Source organism: Fibrobacter sp. UWOV1 (assembly GCF_900142495.1).
In the GTDB taxonomy this organism is placed as follows: Bacteria; Fibrobacterota; Fibrobacteria; order Fibrobacterales; family Fibrobacteraceae; genus Fibrobacter.
Window position 1 is genome coordinate 75860 of record NZ_FRBA01000002.1, and the last position, 19861, is coordinate 95720.

The window sequence follows — 19861 nt, forward strand, 5'->3', positions numbered from 1 at the left end:
GGTTTTCGTCTATTTTGTAAATTATGGTTATGAAGTTAAATGCTAAGATTTTTGCATTGGTTTTTGGGCTATTCGCTTTAGCGACGTCTTTTGCTGCGGATACGCTACAGATTTTTGCCATTCGCGTAGAATTTGCCGAAGAAAAAACAGATAATAGCCTGACAACCGGAACGGGGCTTTTTGATTCTGACAAGGCGAAAAAAGACGCCTATAGCCTGGACCCGCAGGGGGTGCGAAACAGCACGCCTTACTGGAGAAAACATTTTGAGTTTGCCAACGCCTATTTTAACAAGGCGAGTAATGGCAACGTAGTAATTGATGCGCATGTTTACCCGAAGGAATCGAGTGCCTACAAGCTGAAAAAGCAGATTATCGACTATAACCGCACGAGCAAGATGAAAGGCGAAAAGACGGCGGAATTCGACGATGCCCGCAGTCGCGACTACTTGCAGTTTATTTATGATGCCGTGATGGCGGCGCACGAATCGGGTGATTCTCCGTTTAACGAACCGCTTTCGGAAAACCCGAATACCAAACGTGCCTACATGATCATTCATGCGGGCGCAAGCCGGCTGGTTGACGGCGGTAGCATGGGGACGCGCGGCGCCGATACGCCGGGCGACTTTATGGATGTATACATTGACAAGTCCGCCTGGCAGTACTTGCCGGATTCAATCAAGAATGCGGCCTTCCGCAAGGAGGGCAAGAAGGCGAACGGCAAGGATTCGCTGGTGGCCGAGGGCTTGATTTTGAAGGGCTCCGCCATCGATACGCTGAAATCGATTATGGTCACGAGCGAAACCGCGTCGCAGGACGGCCTGAACTGGGGCGTGAACGGAATCATTGTGAACCAGATCGCGCGCGAACTCGGGCTCCCGAATACATACGATGTGGTGAAGGGCATTAGCCGCCTGGGTTATTACGACGTGATGGACTTTGCGGGCTACAATGCGGGCAACGGGTTCTTGCCTTCGCTGCCTGCTGCATGGGAGCGCGCCTACATGGGCTGGACTCCGGTAAAAGAAGTCCGCCCGGTGGCCGGCAAGCCCGTGACGGTTGAAATTTCGGCGGCGGGTACCGGCAAGGGAACCGAGATTGTGAAAGTCCCGCTTTCTGCAAGTGAATACCTGCTGATTGAAAACCGCCAGCGCAGCTGGAATAAAGAGGGCGATGTCAGCGTGTCGCTAAGCGGTGCTGGCGAAAGTTCCGATACCACAATCAAGACTGTGCCTGTAGACAGCTTGCACCTGGTTTTTGAGGATAGCGTAGATTGCGCGAAAAAGTGCAAGGTCAACAAGAAAAAAGCGAAGGGAGTTATTGTCGACATCAGCAGCTACGATGCAGGTATCCCGGCGAGCGGCATTGTGGTCTGGCGCGTGAATGACTGGTACTTGCGACAGACGCTGGAATACGGCATTGCAAACTTCTGGGGTGGCGATACTTTGCGCGATCACCAGTTCGGTATTGCGATGGTCGAAGCCGACGGAATCTTGAGCATCGGTAAGACGTTCAAGAATGCGCTGGGCGAAGATACTTACGACTACGGTTCGGGTACAGACTTGTTGCCGCACCTGCGCAAGCCCGCTAAGGATTCCAAGCAAAAGTTCGATACGGTCAAGACGATTGGTTCTACCGGTTATGCAAACACCATGACGACCCAAGGTGGCTATACCGGAATCAAGATTGCGGTGAATGTCCCGAAGGGCGCCCGTACCGAAAAGACCGCGAATTCGTTCATGGGCGATAGCGTGGTGAATTTTGGTGCGCAGAAGATCAGTGTGACCATCAGTATTGACGACGGAAGCATCGACGGTGCTGCATTCCCGCGCAACATTGGCCTTGCCTCTGCCGTGCGTGGAGCTGTGTTTGTGGACAATCCTGAAAAGGATGGCGAAAAGCTCTTGGTTGTGGGCGCCATGGATGGTACGCTCCAGGTGTTTGACGCTTTGGGTGACACCTTGTTCGCGGCAGATACGGTCATCAAGCGGAATACGTTGAACCGCGATAAGGCGGAAAGCGAAGTCCCGCTGTACCGCGTGGGCGCAAGCTACGGTCCGCTGGTGGGCATGGCAAGCGACGGCAAGGACGTTTATAGCCTGCATGCAAACAAGCTGGTAAGGACCCGCTTTGTGGGCGGTTTGCCGACGCAGGAACCGGTTAGCGTTGATTCTGCGGTGGCGGGGCCGATGATTGTTGATGGCGACGTTTACTTTACGACCAAAAAAGGCCTCTTTGCCTACAATGTGAATGAAGGCAAGATTGCCCCGCGTAATGAAGGTTCTAACGGCGACTATTCTGATATGACAGATATGGCTTATTGCGGAACGGCTGATGGAAAGCCTGCAATCGCTTATTATGTGGCTTCGGTGAATTCTGTTTTCTTGAATGGCGCCGAGTTGAAACTGAATGGCCGTGCTGATGAAAAGTATCGCATTGCATGTACAGATTTAGACCGTGACGGTAAAGAGGATGTGGTCGCTGTCGGTAGTCGCGGTACGGCAATTGCGAAGGGCAAGTGGAATAAATTTTACAAGCGCGGTGCTGCAGGCACAAGTGGCCTGAAGGATGAAACCTCCGGCATCGCCATCGGCGATATCAACAATGACGGCTACCCTGAAGTCGTGTTCCTGGGCGATAACATGGTTTATGCGCTTGACCGTTCGGGACTCCCCATTGCCGGATTCCCGGTGAAGATTAGCCGCGGCGCTCCGGTTTACGGATTCTTTAGCGACCCGATTCTCGTAGACGTCAATGGCGATGACGTGCCTGAAATTCTGGTGCCGAGTAACAATGGCCTGGTTTACGCGGTGACCGGCAAGGGAAAGATGCTTACTAGCAAGGACGGCTTCCCCATTGCGGCGGGCAGTTACGAAGATATGGATTCTACGAGCGTGATTCAGCCCATGAGTATCTTTGTGGCGAATGCGGTTTCTGACAAGAAGTCTGCGGGCCCGGAACTTTATGCATTGCACCGCAATAACGTGACTGCATTCCGCCTGCGCAAGGCTTCTAGCGCCGCGGCAGAATCGGAGGCGGCATGGACGCTCCCGGCCGGCGGTAACGAACGCGCGGGTTACTTTGATGCCTCCAAGCTTGCCGACGTAAAGAAGGTGACCGCAAAAGATGAAATTACGGAATTCTTCATGTTCCCGAACCCGGTCCGTGGAGGCGTGGCGAAGGCTCGTTTTGAAGTCGGCGCTGCGGCGCAGAATGCGACCCTTGAACTTTACGACATTACAGGCCTTTGTGTATTCAAGAAAAAGGTAATTGGCGTAAAACAGGGCCGAAACCAGTTTGAAAACCTTGACTTGAAGGATTTGGGTTCTGACGTTTACACTGCACGCCTCAAGGTGAAGTTTGAAAGCGGCAAGACCAAGCAGAAGCTCTACCGCGTGGGCGTGGTGAAGTAAACGCTTGAAAATGTGAGATGGGGAATGATGAATAAGTCTGCACTTTCTTCTGCCTTGTTTATGGCTTTGCTTGCGGCCATGTTCACATTCGGAGCTTGCACGGCGAACGGGGATTCTGCCGATACATCACCGACATCTCATCGAGGGGGCAATGCAAGTACGGATAAGGGTTCCGACGACAAGGAAACTTCCAGTTCTTCGACGGATTCGGGACCTTCGGAATACTCGATTCATGATCTTGTCGAGATGGTAAGTGTTCCCGCTGTTGCTTTTTCTCGCGGGACGGTTGAATACAGTGTGGACGCATTTGCAATCGGGAAAACCGAGGTCAGTCAAGGCTTGTACCGAACTGTAATGGAAAGCGTGCCTGAAGATGATGCCTTGGGTGACGATTATCCGATTTTTAATGTGAGTTGGTATGATGCGGCCCTCTTTTGCAATGCGCTTTCTAAAAAGTCGGGGCTAGATACGGCCTACGTTTATGATTCGGTCAACGATGGTGGCGAATTGATTAATTTGTCTGTGAATTACGCTGTGGTGGCAGTACGCCTCCCGACTGAAATGGAATGGGAAATTGCGGCCCGTGCAGGTACCTTGACCACTTACTACTGGGATACCGATGTTGCCTCGAAATATGCGTATTACGCACAAGATAAGGGCCCTGTGGCGGTTGCCGGCTTTATCCCGAATGCGCTCGGTCTTTATGATATGGCGGGCAATGTCGCCGAATGGGTGAACGACTGGTATGGTTCGTATCCGACGGTTTCGCAAGAAAATTACACTGGCCCGGAAGAGGGTAAGTACAAAGGAATTCGCGGCGGAGGCTGGTCAGACAAGGCTCCGGCACTTGCCTCTGCTGAACGCGAAAAGAAAGTCCCCTCACACCGTAGCCAGACTATTGGCTTCAGGGTTGTTTATTCCGCCGGATTTTAGGCCCTATAAAAGCTTGTTTGAAACTTTTATTGCTAAATTATGAACCATGACGATATTGAAAAACATGGTTCTCCCTGTCGCAAGAATGGCTATGCCGTTGCTTGCTGTCTTTGCCCTGATGGCTTGCGAAGAAGAAAAGTCCGCGCCCCTGCCGGATTTGCCTCCGATTGAAATCCCGAAGGATGTACCGGGACTTTATTCTGGCCGCTTGCCGTGTGACGATTGCACCAGCCGTATGGTGCGTATGACTCTTGGTGAGGATAGCTCTGTCGAAGCAATCCAGCTGGTTTTGAAGGATACGATGGAAACGGACTCCCTGAAGGGAACTTATTCAATTACCGACAGTACAATCAAGGTGACGCTCGCTGGCGATAAAGGCCATTGGAACTTTAAGCGTGCCAAGTTCGGCAATTTGCAATATATGACGGCCGCAGGCACGGTTTATGAAGATGAAGACGGAATGAAGGCCGAACTGATTCGCATTTTCAAGGTAGCGCCGAAGACGCTTACGAAGAAAACAGATTCTGCCGCTGCTGATTCAGTCAAGAAGGAAGAACAGCCTAAGGAGTAATATGCAGTGTACTGCACTAGTCATTGACGACGAACCGCTTGCCCGCAAGCGCATGATTTCGCTTTTGGAACCTTATGCCTCCGAGATTGAAATCTTGGGGGAGGCGGGCTCCGGTGCGCAGGCCGTCAAGATGATTCACGAGATGATGCCTGACGTGGTGTTTTTGGATATCCAGATGCCTGACATGGATGCGTTTGAAGTGTTGCATTCTTTGCAAGGGGACGACGTCCCGCTCGTGATATTCACGACGGCGTTTGACAATTTCGCGCTCAAGGCGTTCGAAGAAAATACGGTGGATTACCTTTTGAAGCCGGTGGCTCCGGAACGTTTGGCCTCTGCGATTGAAAAACTCCGCAAGGTGATTCCGCAAGTGGACGACACGACAATCCCGTCCGACTTGAACTGGGAAAAGCTGCGTAACCTGGTGGACATGAGCGGACTCTACCTGCAGCGCTTGCAGGTGAAAGTGGGCGACCGCATTGTATTTGTGAATATTGACGAGGTGATCCGTTTCCATAGCGAAGAAAAGTACACGACAGTTTACACCGTGAACGGTCAGTACGTGATTGATACCCCGCTGGTGGAACTGGAAAAGAAACTGGACCCGAAACATTTTACCCGAGTCCACCGTTCCCATATCGTGGCGATCGACTACATTGCCGAATGCCGCAAGGGTGATGCGGGCCGCATGGTGATGGTGCTCCGCGACAAGGCGGCAACCCAGTTGGTGGTGAGCCGCTCCTTGGTCAAGAAGATTAGAACACTGTAGAGTCATTCGCGTTTTTCTAAATTGCACTTGTCATTCTTTAACGTTGAATTTTATGGAAAAAGATAAACAGCCGTTTTCGTGGAAAAAGTTTGTGAAAGGCCTGCTTCGGGAAATCATCGTCCCGGTGGCGCTTGCCTTGGTTGTAATCCAGTATGTGATTCAGGCTTTCCAGATCCCGAGCGGGTCTATGGAAGATACCTTGCATACGGGTGACTTTTTGCTGGGCCTCAAGTTCACTTACGGTTCGCCGATTCCGTTCAGCAACCAGAAATTCCCGGGGTATGCTTATCCGGCCAAGGGCGACGTGGTGATTTTCCGCTATCCGGGCGAGCCGGAATATCCTGATGGCAATCCAGAACGTTATACGCACTTGTTTAACGCGCTCATGTTCGGAAACTTCTACTGGGATCACGAACCGAAGGCTGGCCAGCCGCACTTAATCCACTACGCTGACGGTCCGAAGGACTACATCAAGCGTTGCGTGGCGGTGAGCGGTGATACGGTCGCTGTCCACAAGGGTCGCCTTTTCGTGAACGGCAAAATGCAGGAATCTCTGCCCGGTCGCGGCAAGTACACGGCTTCTGCCCGTACGTTCTCTCCGCGCGATGAACGCGATGAATTCGTAGTGCCGTCGGTGGGCGATACGTTTACGATTGAATCGATGCCGCTTGAAAAATTGTGGTGGCTGCGTTCCCTGGTGGCGCAAGAAAACCCCGATGAAACGGTGGAACTCGATATTTCGCTGTGGAAGGATTCTGTTGAAATCAATAATTACGATTTCGAGGAATTCAAGATTCCGGTGGAAAACGATCGTGGCCTTGCGCTGAACGAACTGTTCCGCAGAAACCGTACAGTGCTGCAGCAACGCCTTACGCAGGGCGATACGATTTCGGGCGTGATGTCCTTTGCCTACTTCAAGGAACTTTCGCGCATGACGTATTTGCCCATGATCGATCCGAACATTCAAGGCGGATTCACGCGCCCGGTAAGCTACATGGCGTTTGAAGGCTCGCTCTTGCGTGACCTTGAAGGTAACGTGGCTTTGCTGAACCAGGCCGAAGAAGATAACGCAGGAACCGTGGAACTTGTAGAAGTCGATGCCCCGCAAGATGGCGGCTCGACCGTAGAGGGTGTGGCAGGCGATACTCTTGATGCTCCGGCAAAGTCGAAGTTTGAAATCCGCCGCAGGTTGCTCGTGGGCGGCAAGCCAATTGATACTTATGTGGTCAAGACTCCGCAGTTCTTTATGATGGGCGACAACCGCGACAATTCTGCCGATAGCCGCTACTGGGGCTTTGTGTCGCTCAGGAATATTCGCGCCAAGGCGTTCGTGATTTACTTCTCGTTCGAAAACGACGACGAAGCTTTCGCCTTGAAGAATCCGTTTACCTGGTGGCGCCTGCCGTTTAGAATCCGTTGGGGCCGTCTTGGCAAGATTATCCAGATGATTGACTGATGCGTTCGTTGTTGAAAAAATATGGCACTGCTTTTGCTGCTTTGTGTACGACGGTATTCTTGTCGTGTGCAACGCAGGTGGCGCCTAGTGGCGGCCCCGAAGATAAACTGCCTCCGCGCATTGCGGGCGTTTATCCGGCCCCGAATACGACGAATCACCCTAACGAGCTCATGATCAAGCTCGAATTTGACGAATGGATTAACGCTTCGGTTCCGCGTAGCGCAGTCTCTATTTCACCTCCGATTGACAAGAAGTTGCGCTTTGAGGTGAGTGGCAAGACGCTTGTGCTCACATCGCGTGCGGTACTCGATACCGGAACGACTTACACCGTGACTTTTGCGGGCGGCATCAAGGACTTGCATGGCAACGCCTTGTCAAAGCCGTTCCATGTGGTGTTCTCGACGGGTTCGATAATCGATTCGCTCACGCTTTCGGGCCGCGTGCTTGTGGACCAGGCGATGGCACGCAAAAAGGAATACCCGAGTATCGGTTTGTTCTTGATGGGCGAGGAACGAGAATCCAAGCATTACCTGGACAAGTACCGCGATACGACAACGAAGGAACTGAGCAAGGAACCGATGCTGTTGAAGGAACCGCCGCTGTACCTGACGCGTGCGGACAGCGCCGGCCACTTTACGCTTACCGGGCTTAAGGCGGGCCATTACCGCGTTGTCGCCTTTATGGATGGCAACGGCAACCAAAAAATCGAACTTTCGACAGAACAGGTGGGCCTTTGGACGGGTGACTTGGAGTTGACCGCCGAGACAAAGGATACGTTATGGCTTGCCATTGCCGACATGGACACGACCAAGCTCGAACTTTCTTCTGTGACGCAGCCTTACGCCAACGTGCTCGAGGCGACCTTTACGCGCAACGTGTACTTTGATTCCGCCTTTGCTGATACGTCGAATTGTTACCTGGAATCTCCGGAAAGTAAGAAACTCTATCCGAAACTGGTTTATTTGGGCGCAAGCACCAATCGCCCGCAGTTCTATTTTGATCCGGCGCCGAAAAAGGAAGTGCTTTACAAGTTCATTTGCTCGGCGGCGAAGGATTCGCTGTTCCGTACGCTCGATACGCTCCGCAACGAAGTGGAGTGGGAATGGAAAAAGATGGAAGGCGATACGCTTCCGCCAAAGGTGGCCGGCGTGAGGACGAATTCCAAGGCGAAGACCCTGTTCCCGGATGATTCGCTGGTGGTGTACTTCGACAAGCCCAAGCTCGATTCGCTGGAGCAGACATTCTACATCGCAATCAACAAGGACACGACTCAAGTTCAGGTGAAGCAGATGGACCCGGTGCGCTTTGCGGTTGAAAAGCCCGCGCCGTGGGGCACTGACGTCTCGGTGAATTTCTTGATGGGCTATATGGATACGACACTTGCCGCGGCCGACAGCAACGGAAAGCGCGATACGGTTATAGAACTCAAGTACCAGCGCCTGCAAAAGTTCGAGACGGTGAGCAAACTTAAACTTGCCAAGTTGAACGGTAAGATTCCGGGTGGCTCTACGAAGACGGTTGTGCGCTTGCTTTCGGCAGAAACCAAGAACTACTATTTCGAAAACTGCAAGGCCGACGGAAGCTTCAGTTTTGGCGATCTGGTTGAAGGCGCTTACCTGATGGATTATTATTTGCCCGAAGAAGGCAAGATGTTGCCGGATGGCGGCTCGGTGAACCCGCTGCGTTATGGTTCTCCGTGGCGAGCCATTAACGATACGCTCAAAGTCAAGAACGGCGAAAACCTGTTGGACAGCTTGACGGAAGTGGTACCCGCGCTTTAGCGATGACGGCAAAAAGTTTTTAAGAGGATTCAAATGGAAATGAAATCATTCGTTGCAATTGACCTGGAAACGACGGGCCTCGATTTTGAAAAAGACGAAATCATCGAGGTGGCGCTGGTGCGCTTTGAAAACGGAGTAGAAGGCGAATCGGTCGATTATTTGGTCAAGCCGACGAGTGTGACACTCCGCCCTTTTATCGAAAGCCTGACGGGCATTAGCAACTCCGATCTTGAAAATGCGGAACCCTTTGCGGCTGTCGCCCAGAAGATTTATTCGTTCATTGGGGACTTGCCGATTGTCGCACACAATGCAATGTTCGATTCCAAGTTCCTGAAACAGACTTTTGCCAAGGTGGGCATTTCGTTCGACAATCACCCGGTTTGGGATTCGCTCACGGTTTCGCGCATTGCCTACCAGAATGTGCCGAATCACCGCCTAGATACCTTGGTGCAGGAACTGGGTATCGAGCGGAGCCGCGCGCACCGCGCCTTGCCGGATGCCATTGCGTGTGGCGAGCTCTTTGTGATGGCGCTTGAAAAGATTGCAAGTGCGGACCCGTGGCTTGTGAATGCCCTTTCGAAGGTGGCCAGGGGTTCGGACTGGTCGCTGGTCTGGAACGAATCGGACGGGGCTTGCGAATTTCCGCAGTACAGGCTACCGGATGTCCCGCTTGAAGATGCGCCGGCCAAGGAACGTGCCCCGCGCGTCAGTGAATTCTTTAAAGAAGACGGTCTTCTTTCGATGAAGGTGGAAAATTTCCAGGTCCGCCACAATCAGCAGGATTTCGCCTCGGTGGTGGAACGCAACATGCACAAGGGCGGCCTCTGCGTACTTGAAGCTCCGACCGGTTCGGGCAAGTCGCTTGCCTATCTGGTATCTGCCGCCTGCAAGGCAGTGTCGGGCGAGCGCGTGGTGATAAGCACCGCGACCCGGGCGCTGCAGGAACAGCTTTGGAATAAAGATATTCCTACGGTTGCAAGTCTATTTGATGGTAAGTTGAAGGCCGCCGTACTCAAGGGTCGCGAAAACTACCTGTGTCTTCGCAAGTTTGAAGAAATTCTGAATGCACCGCAAAGTCTTTTGCTAAGCGATGAACGCGACTCCTTTATGGCGATTGTACCGTGGGTGTTTACCACCGAAACGGGCGACGTGAACGAATGCAATTCCTTTAGCCAGGGCCGCAATCGCGTGCTGTGGTCCAAACTTGCAAGCTCTGCAAAGTCTTGCCTCGGCGAAAAGTGTCCGCATTACAATAAGTGCCCGGCCCTCGCCGCCAAGCGCCGCGCCATGAATTCCAACCTGGTGCTGGTGAACCATTCGCTGTTCCTTGCCGACATGGGCCTCGATTTCGCCCTGCTCCCGCTTTATGAACACATCGTGTTTGACGAAGCGCATAGACTCCCGCAAGTGAGCCGCCAGGCATTCGGCCGGACCATTTCATTCTTTGCGCTCAGAAACATCATCAAGACACTTGTTCCGTCGAAGGGGCGTGAAAACGAAAATCGGGATGGTCTGTTGGCCGAAATCGAAAACCGTATTCCTGTCGAAGAAACAGAAATCCGTGCGCTCTGTGTCAACCTTGCGGAATCGCTTTCTGAAACCGAAAAGGCCCTGCACCGTTTCTTCATGAAGATTGGCAAGAAACTCGCAAAGCAGAAAAATTCCCGCAACGGCTTCACCTACACTTCGGGCATTCTGGCCGAATACGAAGCCGACCCGAGCGCCTTCATTGAACAGGGCCTCAATGCAATCAAGCTTGCCGATACCTTGGCCGCCTCGGTGCGTGCACAGCAGGCTATTTCGGGCTTGTTAAGCGACGTGAGCGGCCGCATGACCGAACTTTCTCGCTTCTTGCAGGACTTTGAATTCATTACCAAGGCGGGCCGCGAAGATTGGGCCTTCTACATGGAAGAACCTTTCAACCCGCACACCATCAAGCTGCATGCAAGCCCGCTCGATGCGAGCGCCACCTGGAAAGAAAAATTCTATCCGTGGATCAAGTCCGCTACGTTTACCTCGGCAACGCTTTCTGTTCAGGGAGACTTGACTTATTTTGTGCAGAGAATGGGCATGGACGCTCCGGGCGGAAAGAAGTCCCCGTTCTTGCGCGTGTATAACGAATCTGCAAAGAACGCCGAAAACCGCTCGGTGATTGTCGCAAAATTCTTGCCCAAGCCCTCGGTTCCGGAATACAACGACGCCGTGAACGATACGCTTGCGCATATTCTGCCCGAAGTCGAAGAAAATACGATGGTCCTCTTTACCAGCGTATCTGCCATGATGAAGGCGCAAGCGGCCTTGGCTCCGCTCTTTGCCGAAAAGGGCAAACTGCTCTTGTGCCAGCATGTAGACGGCGCCCTGGATGGCCTTGTGGCGATGTTCCGCAAGTCTCGCGGCGCATGCCTGCTCGGCTGCCAGAGCCTGTGGGAAGGCGTAGATTTCCCGGGCGATGCCCTTAAGCTGCTTGTCATTCCGAAACTCCCGTTCCCGAATCCGATGGATCCGCTGGTCGCCGGCATCACCAACAAGATGAAGTCCGAAGGCAAGAATGCTTTCAAGGAATTCTTTGTCCCCGAAGCGTTCATGGAACTCCGCCAGGGCCTTGGCCGCCTAATCCGCTCCGAAGAAGATTCCGGCAAAGTGCTTATTCTCGATAACCGCGTGGTGGTCGAACACTATGGCAAGACTTTCATGCGCATCTGGAACAACAAGCAAAAAGTCGTCGGCTCCGTCGACGACATCAAAGCGGCATTGAAGTAGTTCAACCGAAAATTATCCTTCGTTATCGCGGCGGCTGTATTGCAGCTGCGTGTAATAACTGGTCTTTTCTTCTTGCATGGATCTGGAGATTTCGTCGATGAAATCGTCCATGCTCTTGGAAGGATCGTAGCATTGGCTGCAAATGCAAGTGGTGAGCTTGTAGGACTTGCTGAAGGTGTTGAGTTCGTTGAGGCTTGAGCGGATGCGCGTAATACACATGCTCACGGCCATTTCGTTCGTGGTATTGATGAATGCGATAAATTCATCGCTGGAATAGCGGATGATGAGCCCGAGCTCGCCGACAGCACGGTTCAGAATCTTGGTCATCTGCACAAGCACCTTGTTGCCTGTGACCCTGCCGTAGTCGTTGTTGATTTTCTTGAAACCGTTGATGTCTACGAGAATGCCTGTGACATGCAGTTCTTTCTTTTTCTTGTATGCGCGGCCGAGAATGGCGAGGTAGGCGTAATTGTAAACGTTGGTGAGTTTGTCCCTATAGACGCGTTCGCCGTGAATGGACGAGAACACTCCCGCAATCGCAATGGCCGTGCACGAAGAAATCGCGGAGATTCCGTAAAAGAGGGATTGGGCGACAGTGCCTGCAATTATCGGGGCGAAGAAAATCCAGATGGGGAAGGACTTGAGAGGACCGCCCTTGTGCTTGCAAATGAAATAGATGATAAGGCTGTCCAGCATGAGCCCGTAATCTATAATGGTGTAGATCCAGAAGTATCTGCGGGTATAGACATTGTTTGCAGAGATGTCAAAAATAATCGGGACGAAATTGTTGATGATGACAAGGACTACCCCGAGCACGATGATGAAACCGAGAATGTTTCGGTGGGCGTTCGAAAAGCGGTAGTTCAGGTGTTCTGAAAGAAACAGAAGCCAGAAGAAACTGCTGAACATATTGGTGAGGTAGAGGAGGTCGTTGCCGCCGTATACGAGTATGCGGGCGATTGTTCCGGGACGACCGTCGGCAGTGTAGGCGATAGGGTCAAGGACACAGGTGCAGAACGTGAAGAAGAGTAATAGCTGAAGGTAGGCGTTCTCGGATCCTTTTTCACGAAAGCGCCAGGCGTTGCCTGCCATCAGAACGGCAAGTAACACAATGCCGAAAATATTTGTTGCGTAAACCGCTGTAAGTTGAAAAGTCGGTTCCATACGATTCCCCACCCTTAATATAATATCTTTTTCGCAAAAAAGGTAATAAATATGTAAGAACCCGCGTTCTTGTGATGCGGTGTAATACAAAGAGAGCTTTTTAGTGCTTTCTGCGGTCTAGAACCCTATGAGATGCGTAAAAAGCCTTCTTGTTCTCGTACATACGGAAATCGATAGTGTTGATAAAGCTATCGACGCTTTCTTTCTTGAGGTTAAGCTTGTGTGAACCGATAGATGCGCTTAGCTTGTATGGCTTTTCATTAGCTTGGTTATATTGGTCAAACAGGTTCTGTATTCTGTCGATGTGGGTCTGGATTTCGTCATCGTCTTGCGTGTTGATGAGGAGAATGAATTCGTCGCCCGCATAGCGTGTGACGAGCCCGTGGCTGCCTATGGCCCTTTGCAGAATTTTTGTAGTGGCGATCAGGGCTTCGTCGCCGACGGAGTGTCCCAGGTCGTCGTTGATCTTCTTGAAATCGTTCAAGTCAAGCATAAGGCCCGTGATGCTTTGCTTGTTAGGATGCTTTGCGAATTTGTTGAGCTTGTAGTCCAGATAGGCTCGGTTGAAAACGCCTGTAAGAACATCTCGGTATATCATTTCGTTTTGCAGGCTAGCGAGAATTCCTGCAATAGAAATGGCGATGCTTGTCGGGATGACGGAGATTCCATAAAAAAGAGTCTGGACGACTCCGCCTATAAAAATGGGAACGATATAAACCCAGATAGGGAAGAATTTTAGAATGCCGCCGTTTCTCTTGCTTTTGTAGTAAGTAACGAGACTGTTGATGACAAGAAGGTAGTCGGCAATCAAGAAGAACGAATAAAACTTTTCGCGGGAATAAAGGTTGTCGTCGTCGATCGAGAATACGATGGGATAAAAGAAGTTGATGACGAGGAGAAGCAGACCGAAGGATACAATCGCGTTCAACATACGCCGGGATTTTTTGGACAAGCTCCCGTTCAGGTAGTAGGCGAGGAATCGGTTCCAGCAGAAAACGGCGAGCATGTTGGCTGCAAAGAGCCAAGTGCTAGATGCATAGACGGCGATTTTCGGGAGAACCCCTGGCAGGCCTTTCATGGTGTAAGAGATGGGGTCGGCAATGCAACTGACCAAGGTAAGGAACATCATCGCCAATAGGTTCATGTTTGCGTGAGTCCTACTTTGCAGGCGCCAAAGGTTGCAGACAATCATGACGGCAAGCAAAATAATGCCGATGATATTTGCGACGTAGATGCTCTCTAGATTGAATAAAGGATTCATAGCATTCCCCCCGACACCGCTTTAATTATAGATAATATTTTTGTATCTTTTGGCAAAAATTGGAGTAAATCATGTCTAAACTGATGCGTTCTATTTCGGGTATCCGCGGAATCGTGGGCGATACCCTTACCCCCCAGGTTTTGAAGAGCCATGTAAGTGCCTTTTTGCAGATTACCAAGGCCAAGCGTGTGGTGATTGGCCGTGACAGCCGTCCTACCGGCGATGCGATTAGCCAGTACGTTGCAGGCATTTGCCGCCTGTCGGGCGTGGATGTGGTGGAAGTCGGCCTTTCGACGACGCCTTCGGTTGAAATCCTCACGACCGAACTCAAGGCAGATGCCGGTATCATCATTACCGCAAGCCACAATCCGCTCGAATGGAACGCCCTCAAGTTCCTGAATAACAAGGGTTTGTTCCTGGGGCCCGATGACGTGAAGAAGTTGTTCGAATTGGCCGATGCCGATAACTTCCAGTATCCGGATTACCGCGGCATGGGCAAGTATGAATACATGAAGGATGCCGATGGCGTTCACGTCGATGGCACCTTGAAGATCCCGTTCGTGGATGTCGAAGCCATTAAGGCCAGGCATTTCAAGGTGGCTGTGGATGCCGTGAACGGCGCCGGCAGCTACATTGTGCCGCGCTTGCTGGAACAGCTCGGTTGCGAAGTGGTGCGCGTGCACTGCGAACCCGATGGCACCTTCCCGCGTGGCGCCGAACCGATTCCCGAAAACCTGGGCGACTTGCGCAAGGCAGTGAAGGATAACGGCTGCGCTGTAGGCTTTGCCGTGGACCCGGATGCGGACCGCTGCGCCCTTGTCGATGGCCTTGGCCAGAGCATTGGCGAAGAATACACGCTCGCTATTGCAACCGATGAAGTGCTTAGCCAGAAGAAGGGCGGTGTTTGCGTTAATTTGTCTACAAGTCGCATGAACCAGGATGTCGCCGAAAAGTACGGCTGCGAATTCAGCCGTGCCAAGGTCGGCGAAATCAACGTGAGCCTGCAGATGATCGAAAAGGGCTGTGTCATCGGTGGCGAAGGTAACGGAGGCGTGATTCTGCCGGCGCTCCACTATGGTCGCGACAGTCTCGTGGCGGCAGCACTCGTGCTTAGCTGGATGGCTCACCATGACGGTGGCCCGGAAAAGTTCGTTGCCGAAAATCCGTCTTATGCCATGCCCAAGAAAAAGTTTGAACTTGGCGACAAGAAGGTCGCAGACATCTTGCCCAAGGTGAAGGCCGAATTTGCCGGCTGGACCATGGATGAACGCGACGGCCTGTGGCTCGGTTCCGAAAAGTCCTGGGTGCATGTGCGCGCAAGCAATACGGAACCCGTAATCCGCGTGATTGCAGAAGCACCGACTGCGGCTGAGGCCGAAGCCCTCTGCTCTAAAGTCGAAAAACTTATATAGTCTTCGCTATGCGGCGTTACTCGCCCCCTCACGTACGACTTAGTACGCTACGGGGGCTCGCGCCTGGCCTAGCTTGACTCTCTAAGTTTTTCTTTGATTCATGTATGTGATAATTTAGAGCCCGCTTTATGCGGGCTTTTTTGCGTTAGGGCTGAGCGGTCTTCTGTGAGCAAAAAGCCCCAGGCGTTAAGCTGGGGCTGTTGCGAGAGCGAGGCGATATCACATTCTGGTTTATGCGATAGAGCTGAGCGGTCTTAGAACTGTTCAAAGAATTTGTGTACCTCTTCCGGCACCCACGTGCTTTCCCAGTTCCAGCCCACGCCCATGTTTCCGGTGTCATGCGCAGTCCACTGGTGGTCACCCGGCCAGCTGCACCACTTGACGGGGAAGCGTTCGTCGACCGTCGTAAAGTCGTAGCAGACGTGTCCCGTATTGCCGCTGACTTCCTTGGGTTTTTCGCTACTTGCGTCGGTGAAGTCGCCATTTGCGTCGGCCTTGCCGTTACGTTTCAAAATACGCGGGAGGGCGCTGTTTTTGGCACGGTTGTAATCGCAGCGGCCGTCGTTTACACCATGGACGTTCATCCAGGCGATAGGCAGGTTCTTCATGTTGTTGCCTTCGGGGAGCCAGATGTTGTAATCGGCTACGGCGTAGGTGGCCGCGGCACGCACGCGGGTCTGCATGTCCTGCATCAGCGAGTAGCTGAACATGGCGCCGTAGCTGAAGCCCGTGATGAATACGCGGCTCGTATCGATACAGTAGTTCTCGTTCAGGGTGGTGAGCGTCTGGGCGAAGAAGTCATGGTCGGCCTGGCCCTTGCTCCACAGGCCTCCAACCGCATCGAGAGAGACAAAGATGTAGTCGTCGTTCTTGTCAAGCACCTGCTGGCCGTAGTACGGAGTAGGGTGATCGTAGTCGGCCTTGTGGTGTACAAAGTCCTCGCCATTGCTGCCGTAGCAGTGCAGCGCGAAAAGCACCTTGTGCGGCTTCTTGTTGTCGTAGTTTTTGGGCAGGGTGATAAAGTATTTGCGGGAGTCGCCGCCGACCTTAATTTCGAACTGGTCGCCATTTTCGACGCTCTTGACTTTTTGCAATTTGGAATTGGTGCCGCAGCCCTTACTCGGGGTCGGCGAGTTGCCGAGAGCGTAACCGAACTTGAAAGTTTCTTCGGTAGACACTTCGTTCATCTTGATTGCGACAGTCGTATCGAGATTCGGAAGGTAGACCTTTACGGTTTCGTAGCCTTCGAACGCGACACTCAAGGTGTCTTTATCGACGCCGTCGACCTTCATGAGGGCATTCCGATTCTGCCTGAAAGATCCCGAATAGTTGCCTGTGGCGTTAAAGCGGATGGATTCTTGCGCCGAGCCGAGCTTGACGCGGGCGAGGTAGGTGCCCTGCGACTCGATGACGGAATTCAAGTCCATGGAGCCGGAACCCTGCAAGGTCTGTGCGAATACCTGGTTTCCGACCATGTCGAAAATCTTGACCTGCACCGGGGAGTACCCGTTTTGGGAGAAATTCAAGACACCGTTGCTAAGGCTGAAACTTCCGGCGCTACGGACCGCGTTCAAATGGGCCGATTCTTCCTTGAAGGTGAATTTGCCTTGTTCGTCGGTGGTGGTGGCCTTGTTCTTCTTGACGAGCTTTACGTCGGCCCCTTGAATGGCCTTGCCGTCTTTAGTGGTAACAGTGCCGTTTAAAGTGTATGCAGATGCGTAGCCGCAGAAGGCCAAAAGGCATGCTGCCGTAAAAAGATTAGGTGCTTTCATCATGACTCCTTTTTCACCAGACCTTCTTATAAATTAATCTGAAATGTGATAAATATTACATGGAGAATCGCCTTGCTTATGGACGATTTATCTACAAAATGTTTTTTACCGAAGGGTGCTCGTGGGCTGCTATAACAAGTGCCGAGTTGAGGCAACGGGCATTAGCCCGTTGCTGAAACGAAGGGCGAACGATGACATGGGAGCCGAGTGTAGCAGGAATGCATGCATTCCTATTACCGAGGCGAACCTGTCATGGCTTGTAGAGCAATGACTGGTTAATCCTTTTGGAGTTCTCATAGATCTTTGTTCGCATACAACAAAAGGGCCTGCCGATTCCGGCAAGCCCTTGAGGTTGGAGTGTGTGTGTAGGAAATTTTAGAACTGTTCGAAGAACTTGTGGACTTCTTCGGGCACCCAGGTTTCCTGCCAGCCGGCACCGACGTTCATGCTGCCGTTGTCGTGGGCGGTCCACTGGTGTCCACCCGGCCAGCTGCACCACTTGACCGGGAAGCGTTCGTCGACGGTCTTGAAGTCGTAGCAGACGTGTCCGGTGTTGCCGTTCACTTCGGTCGGCTTTTCGGAGCTTGCGTCAGTGAACTTGCCGTCTGCACCGGGCTTACCGTTGTTCTTCAGGATTCGCGGAAGAGCGCTGGTCTTGGCGCGGTCATAGCTGCACATCTGGTCGTTCTTACCGTGTACGCCCATCCATGCAATCGGCTTACCCGTGTTGGACGGGAGCCAAATGTTGTAGTCGGCGGTAGCATACACAGCCACAGCGCGGAGGCGGTCCTGCATGTGCTGGGCGAGAGAGTTCGTGAACATGGCGCCGAAGCTGAAGCCCGTTGCGAACACGCGGGTGGTATCGACGCAGTAGTTGTCCTGGATCGTCGTAATCATCTGGTTGACGAAATCGTGGTCTTCCTGTCCGTTCCAAGTACCATTGTCATTACCCTGCGGAGCGGCGAAGATGTAGTCGCCGTTCTTGTCCAGGTTCTGCTGGCCATAGTACGGAGTCGGATGGTCATAGTCCGGAGAATGGTGCACGAAGTCTTCGGCCTTGGAACCCATGCAGTGGTTTGCAATGAGAACCTTGTGCGGCTTGGAGTTGTCGTAGTTCTTCGGCAAGGTGAGGAAGAAGATACGGTTCTTGCCGCCGACGTTGATCTGGAACTTCTGACCGTTTTCGACGGAACCGATCGAGTTGATGGAAGAATTCTTGCCGCAACCCTTACTCGGACGCGGAGTGTTCTTCAAGGCGTAACCGAAGGCGAATGTTTCTTCGTCACCCGAGCCCGGATTCACGGAGGAACCTGCTTCTGTGAGTTTGATGCTCACGGTTGTGTCGAGGTTCGGAAGGTACGTCTTGTAGGTATCGAAGCCTTCGAAAGCGACACTCAAGGTGTCCTTGTCGTTAGACAGTCTTGCGAGAGCCTTGTGGCCCTGCACGGCGGAACCCGAGAAGTTGCCCGAAGCGTTAAAGCGGATTGTTTCTTGTGCGGAACCGAGCTTGACGCGGGCGAGGTAGGTGCCCTGGGCTTCGATAACGGAATTCAGGTCCACGGCGCCGGAACCCTGGAAGGTTTGGGCAAATACCTGGTTACCGACCATGTCGAAAATCTTGACTTGAACCGGATTGCTGCCGTTCTGGGTGAAATTCAAGACACCGTTGGTGACGCTGAAGCCGCCGGCGCTACGAGCCTGCGTAAGGCCGATCGTTTCTTCCTTGAAGGTGAATTTTCCCTGGGCGTCCGTGGTGGTGGACTTGTTTTTCTTGATGAGCTTGACGTCTGCACCCTGGATAGCCTTGCCATCCTTATCGGTAACGGTTCCGCTCAATGTATATGCTGATGCTGTGCCGCACAATGCAGCGACAAGTGCTGCTGACAACAGCGTAGAGAACTGCTTTCCCATACTTACTCCTTTTTTGGCCCAAATACACTCTTTAAGCCTCATTGCCCTTAAAATATATTCCGCGGGATGTATTGTTCCGAAAAAAGCAAAGGGCTCATTGACAAACTGTCCATAACAAAAAGTTTACACAAAAAAGACCCCTTTCGGGGTCTTTTGGGGGAAGGAGTATGATGAAAAAGAGAAATTTTTACACGAATTGCGCCCATTTTGAGGGCGTTTTTCGCGTTTTTGGCCCCGTTTTAGGCCTTAATCGACCGTCAATTTACGGGCGGCCGCCTGCTGCTTTTTGGCAAGCTGGAATGACAACACGCCGTTTTCAAGGGAGACCTTGATATTTTCGGTGTCGATGTCGTCGGTCAGGCGGAAGCTGCGCTCGTAAGTGCACTTGCTTTCCTTGCGGGCACGGGTTGCCTTGACGGTGATAATGTTCTTTTCGACCTGGATGTCCAAGTCTTCCTTTTTAACGCCCGGGAGTTCCACTTCAAGCATGAAGCCGTTGTCGACTTCATAGTAGTCGGCCTTAGGCGTGTAGCAGCATTCGTTCTGGGCGTTGCAGGCGTTCAAGTTGTCAAGGAAGTTCTGGATACCGTAGAAAGTGCTCGGAATAAACTGTGTCATAATTTTAACCTCTTTGGATGTGGGTCCAATCTTTGGCGGTTTG

General features: G+C 52.3%; 13 protein-coding genes. 8 read left to right on the top strand and 5 right to left on the bottom strand.

The window, feature by feature from the left end; translation table 11 throughout:
* The first annotated feature begins 29 nt into the window (after window positions 1-29).
* The 7 genes from BUC02_RS04125 to BUC02_RS04155 are packed head-to-tail and all read left to right on the top strand — an operon-like array spanning window position 30 to window position 11680.
* The gene (locus BUC02_RS04125) at window positions 30-3410 is read left to right on the top strand and encodes an FG-GAP-like repeat-containing protein (protein ID WP_073319781.1); all 3381 of its coding nucleotides are present in this window, start codon (window positions 30-32) and stop codon (window positions 3408-3410) included.
* A 24-nt stretch (window positions 3411-3434) separates the two neighbouring features.
* Complete coding sequence (locus BUC02_RS04130; RefSeq protein ID WP_139261015.1) at window positions 3435-4343, top strand: formylglycine-generating enzyme family protein; 909 nt, start codon at window positions 3435-3437, stop codon at window positions 4341-4343.
* A 46-nt stretch (window positions 4344-4389) separates the two neighbouring features.
* Window positions 4390-4914 (top strand): copper resistance protein NlpE N-terminal domain-containing protein, encoded by a 525-nt coding sequence (locus tag BUC02_RS04135; protein ID WP_249268960.1) that lies wholly within the window; start codon window positions 4390-4392, stop codon window positions 4912-4914.
* A gap of 1 nt (window position 4915) precedes the next feature.
* On the top strand, window positions 4916-5683 hold the full coding sequence (locus BUC02_RS04140) for a LytR/AlgR family response regulator transcription factor (protein WP_073319119.1): 768 nt from the start codon (window positions 4916-4918) through the stop codon (window positions 5681-5683).
* Between the two features lie 52 nt (window positions 5684-5735).
* Window positions 5736-7139, top strand: a complete 1404-nt coding sequence (gene lepB / locus BUC02_RS04145) for a signal peptidase I (RefSeq protein WP_073319122.1) — start codon at window positions 5736-5738, stop codon at window positions 7137-7139.
* Window positions 7139-8920, top strand: coding sequence for an Ig-like domain-containing domain (locus tag BUC02_RS04150; protein WP_083564385.1), 1782 nt, complete (start codon window positions 7139-7141; stop codon window positions 8918-8920). Before lepB ends, BUC02_RS04150 begins: the two co-directional genes overlap by 1 nt.
* Before the next feature lie 33 nt (window positions 8921-8953).
* The gene (locus BUC02_RS04155; protein WP_073319125.1) at window positions 8954-11680 is read left to right on the top strand and encodes a helicase C-terminal domain-containing protein; all 2727 of its coding nucleotides are present in this window, start codon (window positions 8954-8956) and stop codon (window positions 11678-11680) included.
* Window positions 11681-11692: 12 nt separating this feature from the next.
* Here BUC02_RS04155 and BUC02_RS04160 read toward each other — a convergent pair whose 3' ends face one another.
* Together BUC02_RS04160 and BUC02_RS04165 are read right to left on the bottom strand one after the other, a co-directional pair.
* A complete protein-coding gene (locus tag BUC02_RS04160) occupies window positions 11693-12844 on the bottom strand; it encodes a GGDEF domain-containing protein (RefSeq protein WP_073319126.1) in 1152 nt (383 codons plus the stop codon).
* A gap of 100 nt (window positions 12845-12944) precedes the next feature.
* Window positions 12945-14105 (bottom strand): GGDEF domain-containing protein, encoded by a 1161-nt coding sequence (locus BUC02_RS04165; RefSeq protein ID WP_073319128.1) that lies wholly within the window; start codon window positions 14103-14105, stop codon window positions 12945-12947.
* A gap of 71 nt (window positions 14106-14176) precedes the next feature.
* Between BUC02_RS04165 and glmM the strand changes: the two genes are divergently transcribed.
* Window positions 14177-15517, top strand: a complete 1341-nt coding sequence (gene glmM / locus BUC02_RS04170) for a phosphoglucosamine mutase (protein ID WP_073319131.1) — start codon at window positions 14177-14179, stop codon at window positions 15515-15517.
* Between the two features lie 254 nt (window positions 15518-15771).
* On the opposite strand, the gene BUC02_RS04175 is transcribed toward glmM, so the two are convergent.
* The 3 genes from BUC02_RS04175 to BUC02_RS04185 all read right to left on the bottom strand — a co-directional run bounded on the left by BUC02_RS04175 (window position 15772) and on the right by BUC02_RS04185 (window position 19818).
* A complete protein-coding gene (locus tag BUC02_RS04175) occupies window positions 15772-17292 on the bottom strand; it encodes an esterase (protein WP_073319133.1) in 1521 nt (506 codons plus the stop codon).
* Window positions 17293-17664: 372 nt separating this feature from the next.
* Window positions 17665-19200 (bottom strand): carboxypeptidase regulatory-like domain-containing protein, encoded by a 1536-nt coding sequence (locus BUC02_RS04180; protein ID WP_073319135.1) that lies wholly within the window; start codon window positions 19198-19200, stop codon window positions 17665-17667.
* A gap of 246 nt (window positions 19201-19446) precedes the next feature.
* Complete coding sequence (locus BUC02_RS04185) at window positions 19447-19818, bottom strand: Hsp20/alpha crystallin family protein (protein ID WP_073319137.1); 372 nt, start codon at window positions 19816-19818, stop codon at window positions 19447-19449.
* Window positions 19819-19861 lie beyond the last annotated feature (43 nt).